The sequence below is a fragment of the Streptomyces chrestomyceticus JCM 4735 genome, from assembly GCF_003865135.1.
In the GTDB taxonomy this organism is placed as follows: Bacteria; Actinomycetota; Actinomycetes; order Streptomycetales; family Streptomycetaceae; genus Streptomyces; species Streptomyces chrestomyceticus.
The window spans coordinates 8,494,929-8,507,729 of sequence record NZ_BHZC01000001.1; the positions used below are offsets into that span (position 1 = coordinate 8,494,929).

Here is a 12,801-nt window from a genome sequence, read left to right on the forward strand (position 1 = left end):
GGTGAGCGACCTGTACGCAATGGGTCTGTTCCAGCCCGAGGCGGTCGAGAGGGCAGTCGCGACGGTGCCCCGGCATCTGTTCGCGGCGGATGAGTCGCTGGAGTCGGGGTATGCCGCGAACAAGGCTTGAGCAGCCACGCGTGCCATGGCACAACTGCCCTGGGGCACCGCCGCACGCGGCGATGCCCCAGGGCGCAGTCCACGACCACCGTCGCGGCTACTCGCCGCCGCTCTGCTTGATGCTGGTGATCTGGACGTTGTCCGCGCTGGTATTGCCAGCCGAGACGACGGAGACCGGGATGCGCTTGGCGTTGACCAGATTGAGAACGTCGGTGGCGTGCGTCGGCGCGGTGGCGGCCAGTAGGGCGCCGCTCGCGGCGGCCCCGGCGAGGATGCAAGAGGTGATCTTCATGGCCTGTGTAACGACCGGATCGTACGATCGTCACCCATGCCACCCGCTGGGCATGCGGGTCTGTGACCGGCACACATGCTGCGGCGCTCAGAGGCCGGTGTCACGAACTGCTGGCGGTCAGCCCTCGACGACACGCGATCAAGGTTCGCCGTCTCAGGACAAGCGTCTCCGGTACGAGCTGTGCGTGAGCCAGTAGACCCAGCAGGCAACGGCCGCCCCCACGGAACAGAAGACGCTCTTCTGAACGGCCACGGCCCGGAACTCAGTGGTCCCCGCCAGCCCAGGAAGAAGGTGGTTTATTTCCTCGTCGCGGTCGGAGCGGGCAACCTCCGGCCGGCACCCCGGCCCGCTTGGCGGATGGACCCCAGACAGAAGTGACGGCCAGCGCACAAGGGCAACAAGGCGCTGGCCGTCGTGTTCTCTCACCAGAAAGAACCCCTCCATGCTAAGCGACCGCGACGCCGCTCGTCCCCAGCCCGGCGACCTCGCCCACCTCAAGGTGGGTAACCGCATCGGCACCGGACCGTACGACCTCTTCGTCATCGTTGACGACGTACCGCCCCGCGGGGAACGTCTCGTACTCAACCGCTCGGGCGGCCATCCGGACCGAGACGACTGGGCCGCAGCCCTCATCCTGGCCGACGTCGCCACCCTCATCCGGATAACTCCCGAAGGCACCCGGATCTGGGTGCCGGCCCACGACCCCGAGGCCAGCTCATGACCCCGCAGGCCCCTGACGACCCCGAGCACGGACAGGAGAACGCCTTGCACCGCGATGACGGCCGCACGCTCTACTCGCGCGCCGATCTCCAGGAGGCTTACCAACTCAGCGAATCGACCCTTCAGAACCTCTGGACCGACCGGGAGAACAACGGCCACCCGGACGCCGAGATCATCGACGGCGTCATGCACTGGGACGACGCCGAGTGGCTCCCTGGTACCGGGAGCTCCAGCGGCAGCGCGCCGCCGCCGTCACCAAGAACACTCCGGACCTCGCCGGTGACCCGGAAGAGGAAGTTGGCCCGGCCGGGGCCGCCCGCATCTGCGGCTACGCCGACACCTCCACCGTTTCCCACAACGTGAAGAACCCGCCCGAAGGCTGGCCGGCGCCGTCCAGCTACGACCTGCTGCCCAGCGGACGCCAGCGGCCCAAGTGGAAGAGGTGGGAGCTGTGGTGCTAGGTCGTGGAGCGCAAGGGCCGCGGTCACGTCGGCGGTCGCCCGAAGGGCCGGCGCGGGCTGACGTACCCGTATCAGGGAGACGAACGGCTGACCCTCGCCCGGCAGGCCCTGAAGGGGAACCCCGGGGTGACGAACGCCGAGCTGATCACACAGCTCCAGGGGCAGAAGGAGCGGACATACTCGTGCCCCGTCTGGAACCTGATCCTGAAGTCCGCCCGCGAGCACCCCGAGGACTGACCATGTCCGAGGCACGCTGTCCCCGCTGCGGCGGGTCGCTCGGCGACCGGCCGGCACGCTCACGCCTCGCCGTCGACCGCGAAGTCCTGGTGTGCACGGCCTGCGGCCAGGACGAAGCCGTACGCCAGGCCACGGGACGAACGTCCATCCCGTTTGGAGAGTGGCCGAGCAGCCGGTAGGACCCTTTCGATGAAGAAGCCCTGCGCCCCGTCCGCTGGACGTGTACAGGGCTTTCCGGCACCACTGGTGCAATACAGCGGTCACCGCGACAGCCAAGGTCATCGCCGCCGAGAAGGCTGTAGACGGTGGCCGGCTGCCTGGGCCCCAGACGTCGGGAGGTTTCCTCTCGCGTCTTCGGAATGGTGGTGCGCTTGCCGGTTCTGGTGCCTGGCGCCCGTCTTCCGGCGGCGGCTCAGGAGGTCCGTGCTGGCAGGGACAGGGCGGAGTTCTCCACCCGCAGTCGGACGCTGAGGACGGCCGCGTTGGCGGCGGTGAACGACAGGGCGGTGAACCAGAGGAAGAGAGAGACCCTCGACGGCCACGATGAGGTAGTTGGGGTGCCGCATCCAGCGGTACGGGCCCCGGTCGACCAGCGGCATGCCGGGAACCACGATGACACGGGTGTTCCAGCGCGGCCCCAGGGAGCGCACGCACCACCAGCGGCCGCCGTGCACGAGGACCTGGACGCACAGGACCGGCCAGCCGAGGACCGGAACGAAACTGCGGTGCAGGAGGATCACTTCCAGCGGAATGCCGAGGAACAGGCCGACGTGCGCGGCGGCCATGAAGGGGAAGTGCCGCCGCCCGTACTCCACTCCGCCGCGCGCCATCGCCCACCGGGCGTGGCGACGGGACAGCCGCAGTTCGAGCAGCCGCTCGCAGGCCACTGCCGGCAAAAGGAGCTGCAGGCCCATGGGGAGGGCCGCCAGGTTCACGTAAGACATCACGTTCCGCCTTCGTTGTGCGGGGAGACGGTGGCTCGACGACGGCCCGGCGGATGGTTTCCGTACGCTGCTTATCGTACGAATTCTTCGAATATCTCAGCGGTCCCCCCGAGCGCGTGCGAGCCTTTTTGTGGCTGTTCCCCCTCTTTCCGCTATCTCTCGTAAATCCTTCTACCCACACCCTGCATACAGGCGTCACACCCGCGACATACTCACCGTAAGTACGATCAGCCGAAAGATGTCACCCGCAAGCCGATAAGTTTATCCATCGGCCTTTGCCGGCGGCTCGTCGGAACCCCGGGAGAGGAAGAGGCGGACCATATGACTGCCACCTCGGCGGACAGCATGCTGCGCGAACTGGAGCCGTCCGTGGAGCGGTTGCTGAACCGGCATCTGAACGTGGCCCAGGACTGGCTCCCCCACCAGTACGTGCCGTGGGGCGAAGCCCGGGACTTCGACGGGCCTTGGGGCGGTGACGCCTGGGAGCCGGAGCAGTCGGCGCTGCCGCGCGCCGTACAGGACTCACTGATCATCAACGTGCTCACCGAGGACAACCTGCCCAGCTACCACTTCGAGATCGCGATCCGGCTCGGGCGGGACGGGGCCTGGGGTGCCTGGGTCCACCGGTGGACGGCCGAGGAGGACCGGCACTCCTTCGTTCTGCGTGCCTTCCTCCACGCCCGGCGGGCGGTGGACCCGGTCGTCCTGGAGGATCTGCGGCTGCGGAACATGGCGAGCGGATGGTTTTCCCGCAACTGGTTCACCCCGCTGCACACCCTGGCGTACGCCACCGTGCAGGAACTCGCCACCCGGCACGCTCACCGCAATACCGGTGTCCTGTGCGGTGACCGGCTGGGCGAGAGGCTGATGACCAGGATCGCCGCGGACGAGAACCTGCACATGCTCTTCTACCGAGAGCTGCTGGCCGACGCGTTCCAGGCGTTTCCCGACGACGCGATGACGGCCCTGGCAGACGTCCTCGGCGACTTCCGGATGCCGGGGGTGGGCATCCCGGGATTCGGATCGCGGGCCGCCCGCGTCGCGGCGGCGGGCATCTACAACCCGGCTGTCCACCACGAGCATGTCGTCGCGCCACTGCTGCGCACCCTCTCGGTGCCGGCGGCGACCGGGCTCGGCCCCGTCGGCCGACAGGCGCAGGAGCGCATCGGCCTGCACGAGGAGCAGCTGAAGTCGCGGGCGGCCCGGGCCCGCGACCTCTACGAGAGGACGCGCGCAGGGAGGTGAGCGCCGCTCATCTCCCAGGCTGCCTGCACAGAGGGATAGGAGCCATGAGCATGACCGAACCGGTGGAAGACTTTGTACTGCCCGAGCGACTCGTCACCTTGCTGACCGACCATCTGAAGGTGGCGCTACCACCTGAACGGCTCTCTCCCGCGATGACGCTGGAGAGCCTCGACTTCGACTCGCTGGCGCTGATGGAACTCGTGGTGGCGGCGGAGGAGACGTACGGGCTCTCCCTGCCCGACGATCTTCTGGACCTCTCTCCTGCCTCCACCCTCGAAGAAGCGGCGAGGCTGTTCGATGCGGCGAGCTGAGATCGCGGTCACCGGGCTGGGCCTGGTGACCCCGGCCGGGCACACCGCGCAGGAGAACTGGGCGACCCTGTGCCGGGGCCGGTCGACGGCCGCTGCCGACCCGGTGCTGGAAGGTCTGCCCGTCGACTTCTCCTGCCGGGTCGTGGGCCTGGACGCCACGGCCGAGTTCGGCCGGTCGGCGAAGCGGCTGGACCCCTTCGCCCGGTTCGCCGTCATCGCGGCGAGGAAGGCGGTCGCCGATGCGGGCCTCGATCCGCTCACCTGGCCCAAGGAACGGGTCGGTGTCGTCCTCGGCGTCACGGGCAGCAGCCTGAGCACCTATGACACCGAGTACGGTCACCTCAACGGGGGCCGGCCGGATCGCGTCTCCCCGCTCGCGGTGCCGCGCAGCATTCCCAACATGGCGGCGGGCGAGGTCGCGATCGACCTCGACGCGCGTGGCCCGAACTTCATCGTCTCCACGGCCTGTGCCTCGGGTGCGACCGCGATCGGGACCGCGCGGGAACTCCTGTACTCCGGCGCGTGCGACATCGTGCTGACCGGCGGTTCCGAGTCGGCGCGCACCCGTATGAACTCCGCGGCCTTCGCACGGATGCGGGCCCTGTCCCGCCGCCGGGATGAGCCGCACGCCGCCAGCCGGCCGTTCGACGCGGAACGCGACGGTTTCGTCCTCGGGGAAGGAGCCGCCGTCCTGGTGCTGGAGCGTCCGTCCGCCGCACGCGCCCGGGGAGTGCCGGTTCATGCTCTGCTGCGCGGCTTCGCGGCCAACACCGACGCGTACCACCCCATCTCCCCGCACCCCGAGGGCCGTGGCGTGCTCCACGCCATCACCACCACGCTCCAGGACGCCGGATGCCGACCCGGCGACATCGGCCACATCAACGCGCACGGCACCTCCACCCCAAGGAACGACGCCCTGGAGGCGGCTGCCATCTCGCGGATCTTCGGAGACCATGCCCCACCGGTCACCGCTCCCAAAGGCGTCGTCGGGCATGCCCTGGGCGCGGCCGGAGCGATCGAGGCGGCCTATACCGTTCTCGCGCTCCGCCATGGATGCGTGCCGCCGGTGGCGAACTTCAGGGACCAGGACGGTGACCACAAGCTCGACATCGTGGCGGGGCACCCGCGCCCGGTATCCGCGGGCACGGCCCTGAGCTTCTCCTTCGGGTTCGGCGGACAAAACGCGGTGCTGCTGTTCACGGCCGGCTGATGCCCGGGGCGAGAGGAGGGAGGGGACAGACCGATGGAAGGGACGACCGATGGAAGGGACGACCGATCCCCCCATGCGGGAGCCGGGCGGGCCTGCGCCTCGAGTGGCGGCGGTCGAGGTGGCCTTCACCCCGCACCGCTACCCGCAGGAAGAACTCGTGGACGCCCAGGAGCGCATGCAAGGGCAGCGCCCGGCGGCACTGCAGATTCTGCGCAAGGTCCGTAGCAGTACGGGCATCGCCACACGGCATGTGGCGCTCCCGCTACCGGACCTCGAAAAGCTCCTGCGGTGCGGGGACTTCACCGAGACCAACGGCGTGTACCTGACCACCGCCCTGGAGCTGGCAGAGCAGGCACTGACCAAGGCCCTGCACTCAGCCGGCATACGGCCGGACCAGGTCGACACCATCATCAGCACCACCGTCACCGGGCTGGCCGTGCCCTCGCTGGAGGCCCGGCTGGCCTACCGGGTGGGGCTGCGTCCGGATGTGCGGCGCGTTCCGCTGTTCGGCAACGGCTGCGCGGGAGGAGCCGCCGGGCTGGCGCGGCTCCACGACTGCCTGCTGGCCCGTCCCGGCCAGGTGGCCGTGCTGCTCGCGGTGGAGGTGTGCTCCCTGCACTACCGCGCTGGTTGCGGTGCCGCGGACCTCGTCGCCGGCAGCATCTTCGGGGACGGCGCAGCCGCCGTCGTGGCCGTGGGAGGAAGCCGGTCCGGTACCGCAACCGGGCCGGAGCTGGTCGACACCTCCAGCCTGCTCCTTCCGGACAGCGCGGAGGTACTCGGCTGGGACATCGGCTCCCACGGCTTCCGGATCGTCCTGTCTCCCCAGATCCCGGCCCTCGTGGAGAAGCACCTGCCCTATGCCGTGGGGGAGTTGCTCAGCCGGCACGGACTGGCGACGCGGGATGTGGGGAGCTGGATCGTGCACGGCGCGGGACCGAAGGTCTTCACTGCCGTGGAGCGGGCCTTCGCCCTGCCTCGCCAGGCTCTCGAACTCACCCGCCGGTCGGTGTCCGCCAAGGGCAATCTCTCCTCCGTGTCCGTTCTGGACGTGCTGTGTACGGCGGCAAAAGCTCCGCCGCCTGGGGGTACGCCCGGTCTCGTCGTGGCGATGGGGCCCGGATTCGCCATCGAGCTGGCTCTCATCCGCTGGTGAGTCGCCGTCGCGTGCGGCGCGCCGGAAGCGCTTCCTCCTCATCGCGACAACGCCGCCGCTCCCTCATCGGCGGGCGTTCGAGGGACCGCGCACGCGGCTCACCGGCCCGTCGCCGCGAAGACAGCGAGCTGGATCAGGAGGTGGGCAGGGTGCGAAGAGCCTGGCTGGTCGTCACCGGCGCCGTTGTGGCGATGGTGTGCGCCGGTGTGCTGGCCCCGGCGGCGTTCGAGGCGCTGAGCACGGGCGGTGCGGCGTACACCGGCAGTGAGGCACACACAGCCCGGCGGGAGGCGGAACGGCTGGGCGTGCCCTGCCCTGATCTGCTGCTCGCCCTGTCAACGCGGGCCACGGACAACTCGTCGATACCGGCGCAGGACGCCGCCCGTGTGGTGGTGGAGAAACTCTCCCGGCGCCCCGACGTGCGTACGGCATGGTCCGCGGCGACGGCCGACGATCCCTGGCTGCGGTCCAAGGACGGCCGGACACTACTGGTGGCCGTACAGCTGAAGGGCACGGCCAAGGAACGCTCGGACACAGCTCCCCGCGTGGTGGCCGACGCCCGCTCCGCCGTCCCGAGCAGCCGCGTGGAGCCCAGCGGCGAAGTGTGGGCCAACCGGGAGATCGACGAGGCGATCGAGCAGGACGCGCGCCGCGCCGAACTGCTGGCGGCACCCGTAATCTTCGCCGTCCTGGTGTTCGCCTACGGCTCCGTGGTGTCCGCTGTGCTCCCGGTCGTAGTGGCCGCCCTGGCCGTCGGGTGCTCGCTGCCGGTGCTGGGCGCGCTCACCCAGGTGATCGACGTGTCCCGGACCGCGGTCAGCGCCGCTTCGGCGATCGGTCTGGGCCTGGCCGTGGACTACAGCCTCTTCCTCCTGGCGCGGGTGCGGGAGGAGACGGCGCGGGGCGCCACTCCCGAGGCGGCGCTGTCGGGCGCGCTGCGCTCGGCCGGGCACTCGGTGGCGGTCTCGGCCGCCGCCATCACCGCCTGCGCCGCCGCCGCCATGGTGGTGCCCGTCCCCCTGCTGCGCGGACTGTGCGTGGCGGCCATGGTCGTTCCCGTCATGGCCGCGGTGGCCGCCTTGACGGTCGTACCCGCCTGCCTGCGGCTGCTCGGCCCCCGCGCCCATGCCTGGGATCCACTGGCGCGGTGGCGGCGCACCCGTACGGGCGACAAGAGCCCCTTTTGGCAGGGGATGGCACAGGCGGTGACCGCACGGCCCCTACTCTCCGGCGCGCTGGTGACGCTGCTGCTGGTCCTGATGGCGACGCCGGTCGTCCACGTCCGGCTCGGCCAGGTCGACGAACGCGCCCTGCCCGCCTCCGCCCAGGCGGCCGCCATCGCGGCCCGCGTGCGCGCCGAGTTCGCCGTACCGCCCGACCGGGTCCTCACCGCCGTCGTCACCGGACCCCGCGCGGCGGACGGCGCCCGGGCGTACGGCGACCGGCTCGCCGGCCTCCCCGATGTGACCGGCGTCCGCGTGGTGCGCGCGGACCCTCGGGACCAGGCAGCCGTCGTGACGGTGGCCGCCTCCCCCGCCCCCGACTCGCAAGCGGCGGACGACCTGGTGCGGACAATCCGCGACACTCCCGCGCCGGGCCGGGCATCGGTAGGCGGGCAGGCGGCGCAGATCACCGACACGACGAACGCCGTCGCCGAGGCGCTGCCCGCCAGCCTGCTGATCATGGCCGCAGCGCTCATGCTCCTTCTGGGCTTCTACACCCGCACCGTGGTCGCCCCTCTGAAGGCACTGGCCGTGGCGGCCATCAGCCTGGGGGCGAGCTTCGGCGTCATCGTCCTCGTTTTCCAGGACGGCCACGGCGCCGCGCTGCTGGGCGGCATGACGGCGACGGGAGCTCTGGACGTCTCCGGGCTGCTGTTCGCCCTCTTCATCACGCTCGGCCTGTCGGTCGACTACGAGGTGTTCCTGCTGGGCCGGATCCGGGAGGAATACCTGCGCCACGGTGACAACCGCACGGCGATCACCGACGGGATCGGCCGTACCGGCCGGCTGATGACGGCCGCCGCGACGGCGGTGGCGATCTCCACCGCCGCCATGGGCACGTCCGACGTCGCCGTGCTCAAACTCATCGGCATCGGACTCGCCTTCGGCGCCCTCATGGACGCCGTGCTGGTGCGCGGAGTCCTGGTGCCGGCCGTCATGGCCGCCCTCGGGCCACTCAACTGGTGGCTGCCCGGCCGCAGAGCCGTCCCGCCGCCGCCCACCGCAAAGGCACCCGAGGACGAGGGCTGAACGAAAGCCGATCGGCGCGCCTGTGGTATCCATGGACGTCCCGGATTCCCGGGCGCGGTCCTACAGCGCCTGCCACCGTGCGGTGTACTGGTGCAGCAGTGCCGGGTATCCGACACAGAACCGTCTGGCTGGTTGCTCAACCTTCGGCTCTGGGCGGCCTTCGTTGTGAGGTCTGAATCCTGGGTGTGTGGCCGGCCTGGCGGGCTACCGGGGACGATTCCAGGGTCTTCACCGGGCAGCGTACCGAAGATCGCCCCACGCCACTCAGCGGCCTGCAGGAGCAACCGCAGCGAGGCCCGGCAGGGCAGCATCGGCTTCGTGATGGGCGCCCTGCCGGGCCTCGGAGCGGCTCCGGTACACCGGCCGGCGTTTCAGCTCGCGTCGGGGCTCTTGCCCACCAGCTGCGTCAGCTTGCGTGAACTGCTGCCCTCCGCCGCCGCGTTCCCGGCGGCGGCGGCAGGCAGCTTCCGAACGACCGGTCAGAGCCGCGGTACGGCCCCGTGACCGGGTACGGCGAAAACAGGCGGATGGTGGGTCGGCCTGGGGCGCGGCACTGGCGTTGCCGCCAGATTCAGACTGTCTTCACCGTGCCACCGTCGATGACGTAATCCGCACCTGTGATGTTGCCGGCGGCGTCAGAGAGAAGAAATGCGATCAAGGCCGCCAGTGCCGAGGAAGCCGATGGGCTCCACGTGGGACAGGAGAGGCGGTCATGGGCCTGTTTCTCACGAGCAACGCGTTCACATCCCGGGCTGTGTTCGAACAGTTCTTGGGTGTGTCAACGCGTACTCGTGGTAGCTGAAAGCGCTGCTCGATACGGGCGCTAGGTCGGGGGGACCAGCGACGCCCGTCGGTCGCCCCGACGCACACGGGCGCCATCGCGGTCGTGTACAGCAGACGCCTGGCAGCGGTTGTAGTTGTATAGGAATCGCTGCTGTTCAGCCAGAGATCGGGAAGGTCCCATGATGTCTCGCCGGCCTGTGGATCAGCAGGAGACGTTCTGCCTCGTCCTGGGCGACGAGATGCGCGACGCGGGACATCCGCGGACGTGATATCCGCTGAAAGCGTGTCATCCCGGGGGTTGGGTCAGCCTGCACCGACAATGCCCTACCGTCGGCTAGGCCGAAACGGCTAGGTGCTTAGAAGGCACCTGCTCTATTCCTCGGTGTCAACGGGTGAACCTGCCGACAGGGAGCTCCTTTGTGACGCTGCAGCCGTGGCGGTTCGCCGACGGCAGACGCATCGAGTCGGCAACGGACTGGAACAGGGCGGCGAAGCAAGCAAACCTAGAACAGCCCGGAGAAGCGCGGTGATGCCCTGCTGTTTCTGCGAGCACCTATACGTTGGGTAGGCGGGGCAACATAGCCGACGATCGCCGGTTAGCCAAACCGGTGATTCCGCGGATCATTGAATCTGTCGCGCGGTTCTCCGTGTGGCTCATTGAGATACTTCCCCGAGGAGTTCGGAGTTCATACCTGTGCCTGTCGACGTCATGGACGAAGAATGGCTGCTTTCCGCAGAGCAGATTCGTTCGTTGCTCAAGGCGATCCGTGGAAAAACGGGTGGCCATCACTCGGTGTACCCTTTCATACGCACCGTCGCCGAGCAGGCTCTGCGTCCGAGTGAGGCTCGCGCTTTGCGGGTGAGTGACGTGGTTCTCTCGGAGGGTGGCGAGACAAGCTTGACGGCCCGCCATAAGGGGGCTGAGCGGAAGGTTCCCCTTCGGCCGCAGTTCGTTGGGTTCCTGCGCGAGTGGATAGACGAGGGCGGCCTTCAGGAAGACGAACTGCTGTTTCCGGGCAAGCATGACCGCCCGCTCACGGCTTCCGTGTACATGCGGATCTGGGAGCAGGCTCAGGAAGCCGCTCTGCCGCGGGACGAGCGGTACTGGTGGCGCCTGGGGGAGCCCATCGCCATTCTTCGCGAGTCGCGCCTGGTGATGTGGCTGAAGATGGGCACCTCACCGGTCACGGTTGCCGAGTGGGGTGGCGTGAGCCCGAAGTGGCTTGCGCTGCGTTATCCGTACTGCTTCCGCACGGAGGAGGCCGAAGTCGGCTCGGAGCACCTGACGCAGGTGACAGCGCTCCCGGGCTCGCTCCACTTGTGATCCCCGGCCTGGGCTCTGGCTGACGGCCAGAGCCCAGGCGCCACTCAGCTCATCCTTTTCCGCGTCGGTGGTTCTCACTCCGATACGACGTCATGTGACCAGTGTCCGCCTGGTCGAAGTCGCGCGGAGAGGCGGTCCCGCTGCCCTTGACGGGGCTGGTTGCCCGCCTTGGCCCGCCGGTGACCCGGCTGCCGACTCGCTGGGCGCCAATCCACTTCACCGCAAGGTCTCCTTCATGCCTGCACGCTTGCTGTCCGTCCCCGCCGTCGCCGCCGCCCTGGACGTCGACCGCCGCACCGTCTATCGCTTCATCGCGGCCGGCGACCTGCCTGTCATCGACCTCCGTACCGGACCAGGCCCGTCCCGCGTACGGATCCCAGCAGCCAGCCTCGATGAGTTCATCAGCCGCCGCACCGTCGCAAAGCCAGCAGCCCACCACTGACCCCAGTCCTCGCCGTCTGCGTCAACATCGAACATGGAGTAGAGCCTGTATCTCCGAAAGCTGAAGTCCGGCAAGTGACAGGCGACCGTACGCAACCGGGCCGGGGACCGGTTCAGTGAAACCTTTCCCCTCAAGGCGCAGGCGCGCTTGGGGCACCGAGATGGAGACGCAGTTCACCCGCGGGGCTCTTCGAGATCCTCGGGTCGGTGAAATGTCATTCCGCGAATGGCACGACCGCTGGTGGAACGCCCGCATCGTCGAGCCATACACCCTGCGCGGTGACGCCTCCAGTATCAAGAACCACGTTCTGCCCTACTGGGCCGACTGGGAGATGCGGGCCATCACCCGCATGGACATCCAAAGCTGGATCCGTACCCTGGCCGAGAACAGCACGGGGGCGGCCGCGATCCAGCGGGCCTACAACCTGATGTCGTCCATCATGCGTGCAGCTGTCGACGACGACGCGATAGCAGTGAGCCCGTGCCGCAGAATCGATCTGCCCCAGATCGCGGTCAAGCCGCCCCAGTGGTTCACCCTCGACCAGGCGCAGAGCATCCTCGACGAACTTCCTGCCCCCTGGAAAATGATGTGCCTGCTCGGCTTCTACACCGGCCTGCGCTGGGGCGAACTCTCCGGGCTGCACCGCCACCGCATCGACCAGCGCCGCTCACGCCTGTTCGTGGTGGAGGCCAATACCAAAAGCGGCATCAAGGAGTACCCCAAGAGCTCCAGGAGCCGACGGGAAGTCCCGCTGCCGCCCCATGTCCTGGAGGTCCTCGCCCGCTTCATCCACCGCCTCGACCGGGACGCGCTGGTGTTCACCACCATCACCAAGGGCCGTGCCGGACGCCGCTTCGACGACGGCAACCGGCGGGCCGGTGCCGAAGTAGGAGTGCCGGTCGCGTTCCTGCTGCGGGGTGAGCTGATCGACCACGATGAACGGAAGTTCCATGGGGGCCTCTCGCTGTGATCCGAACGCCAGGCTCCGGAACCGCAGCCCCGGGGCGTCATCACCACGGCACCACAGCCACCTGACCGGGCGAAGCCGGTGAAGCGCGGCGAACGGAGGCTGACGCCGCGGCGTGTCCCGGCGTGCCGACCGGCGAAACACCGGCGAACCGGCTTGCGTTGTTCCGGCCGGGCGGCGGTCTGCGTACGCTCGGAAGGTTCGGTCGGTAATGCGACGGAAGGGCCCGAGGATGGGACAGGCCGGGAAACGGTTGCCCAACGCATTCCTGAGCCACTTCATGGAACGGGCCCAGCTCTCCAACGCCCAGCTCGCCCAGGCGGTGACCGCGGGGGCG

At 69.0% G+C, this 12,801-nt stretch carries 13 protein-coding genes and 1 pseudogene; 12 read left to right on the forward strand and 2 right to left on the reverse strand.

What is annotated here, in order from left to right; genetic code table 11:
• Position 1: 1 nt before the first annotated feature.
• Complete coding sequence (locus EJG53_RS43480) at positions 2-130, forward strand: hypothetical protein (RefSeq protein WP_280526799.1); 129 nt, start codon at positions 2-4, stop codon at positions 128-130.
• Positions 131-217: 87 nt separating this feature from the next.
• On the opposite strand, the gene EJG53_RS36625 is transcribed toward EJG53_RS43480, so the two are convergent.
• Positions 218-412: a hypothetical protein gene (locus EJG53_RS36625; protein ID WP_033033237.1), complete on the reverse strand. Its 195-nt coding sequence runs from the start codon at positions 410-412 to the stop codon at positions 218-220.
• A gap of 442 nt (positions 413-854) precedes the next feature.
• Here EJG53_RS36625 and EJG53_RS36630 point away from each other — a divergent pair, with 442 nt between their 5' ends.
• The 3 genes from EJG53_RS36630 to EJG53_RS43045 all read left to right on the forward strand — a co-directional run bounded on the left by EJG53_RS36630 (position 855) and on the right by EJG53_RS43045 (position 1,830).
• Positions 855-1,133, forward strand: a complete 279-nt coding sequence (locus tag EJG53_RS36630) for a DUF6211 family protein (RefSeq protein WP_033033233.1) — start codon at positions 855-857, stop codon at positions 1,131-1,133.
• A 205-nt stretch (positions 1,134-1,338) separates the two neighbouring features.
• Positions 1,339-1,593: a hypothetical protein gene (locus EJG53_RS43040; protein WP_234339449.1), complete on the forward strand. Its 255-nt coding sequence runs from the start codon at positions 1,339-1,341 to the stop codon at positions 1,591-1,593.
• A gap of 3 nt (positions 1,594-1,596) precedes the next feature.
• On the forward strand, positions 1,597-1,830 hold the full coding sequence (locus EJG53_RS43045) for a hypothetical protein (protein ID WP_234339447.1): 234 nt from the start codon (positions 1,597-1,599) through the stop codon (positions 1,828-1,830).
• Between the two features lie 412 nt (positions 1,831-2,242).
• Here the strand turns inward: EJG53_RS43045 and EJG53_RS36640 are convergent.
• Positions 2,243-2,744: pseudogene (locus EJG53_RS36640) on the reverse strand (isoprenylcysteine carboxyl methyltransferase family protein).
• A 351-nt stretch (positions 2,745-3,095) separates the two neighbouring features.
• Here EJG53_RS36640 and EJG53_RS36645 point away from each other — a divergent pair.
• From EJG53_RS36645 to EJG53_RS36685, 8 genes are all read left to right on the forward strand, one after another.
• Positions 3,096-4,019: an acyl-ACP desaturase gene (locus EJG53_RS36645; RefSeq protein ID WP_033033232.1), complete on the forward strand. Its 924-nt coding sequence runs from the start codon at positions 3,096-3,098 to the stop codon at positions 4,017-4,019.
• 44 nt (positions 4,020-4,063) lie between these two features.
• Positions 4,064-4,330: an acyl carrier protein gene (locus EJG53_RS36650; RefSeq protein WP_234339443.1), complete on the forward strand. Its 267-nt coding sequence runs from the start codon at positions 4,064-4,066 to the stop codon at positions 4,328-4,330.
• A complete protein-coding gene (locus EJG53_RS36655; protein WP_125048482.1) occupies positions 4,317-5,540 on the forward strand; it encodes a beta-ketoacyl-[acyl-carrier-protein] synthase family protein in 1,224 nt (407 codons plus the stop codon). Before EJG53_RS36650 ends, EJG53_RS36655 begins: the two co-directional genes overlap by 14 nt.
• Before the next feature lie 49 nt (positions 5,541-5,589).
• Entirely contained in the window at positions 5,590-6,696 is a 1,107-nt protein-coding gene (locus tag EJG53_RS36660) for a type III polyketide synthase (protein ID WP_218041942.1), read from the forward strand.
• A gap of 149 nt (positions 6,697-6,845) precedes the next feature.
• Positions 6,846-8,948 carry an MMPL family transporter gene (locus EJG53_RS36665; RefSeq protein ID WP_125048483.1) on the forward strand — a complete coding sequence of 701 codons (2,103 nt, stop codon included), beginning with the start codon at positions 6,846-6,848 and terminating at the stop codon, positions 8,946-8,948.
• A gap of 1,477 nt (positions 8,949-10,425) precedes the next feature.
• Positions 10,426-11,055, forward strand: coding sequence for a tyrosine-type recombinase/integrase (locus tag EJG53_RS36675; protein ID WP_154806426.1), 630 nt, complete (start codon positions 10,426-10,428; stop codon positions 11,053-11,055).
• Between the two features lie 235 nt (positions 11,056-11,290).
• Positions 11,291-11,497 (forward strand): helix-turn-helix domain-containing protein, encoded by a 207-nt coding sequence (locus EJG53_RS36680; RefSeq protein ID WP_125048485.1) that lies wholly within the window; start codon positions 11,291-11,293, stop codon positions 11,495-11,497.
• Positions 11,498-11,708: 211 nt separating this feature from the next.
• Complete coding sequence (locus EJG53_RS36685; protein ID WP_244955486.1) at positions 11,709-12,467, forward strand: site-specific integrase; 759 nt, start codon at positions 11,709-11,711, stop codon at positions 12,465-12,467.
• Positions 12,468-12,801 lie beyond the last annotated feature (334 nt).

Excerpts from the sequence above, each read along its gene's own strand:
- EJG53_RS36625 (WP_033033237.1), bottom strand. The coding sequence starts at position 412 with ATGAAGATCACCTCTTGCATCCTCGCCGGGGCCGCCGCGAGCGGCGCC.
- EJG53_RS36630 (WP_033033233.1), top strand. The coding sequence starts at position 855 with ATGCTAAGCGACCGCGACGCCGCTCGTCCCCAGCCCGGCGACCTCGCC.
- EJG53_RS36645 (WP_033033232.1), top strand. The coding sequence starts at position 3,096 with ATGACTGCCACCTCGGCGGACAGCATGCTGCGCGAACTGGAGCCGTCC.
- EJG53_RS36650 (WP_234339443.1), top strand. The coding sequence starts at position 4,064 with ATGAGCATGACCGAACCGGTGGAAGACTTTGTACTGCCCGAGCGACTC.
- EJG53_RS36655 (WP_125048482.1), top strand. The coding sequence starts at position 4,317 with ATGCGGCGAGCTGAGATCGCGGTCACCGGGCTGGGCCTGGTGACCCCG.
- EJG53_RS36660 (WP_218041942.1), top strand. The coding sequence starts at position 5,590 with ATGGAAGGGACGACCGATCCCCCCATGCGGGAGCCGGGCGGGCCTGCG.
- EJG53_RS36680 (WP_125048485.1), top strand. The coding sequence starts at position 11,291 with ATGCCTGCACGCTTGCTGTCCGTCCCCGCCGTCGCCGCCGCCCTGGAC.
- EJG53_RS36685 (WP_244955486.1), top strand. The coding sequence starts at position 11,709 with ATGTCATTCCGCGAATGGCACGACCGCTGGTGGAACGCCCGCATCGTC.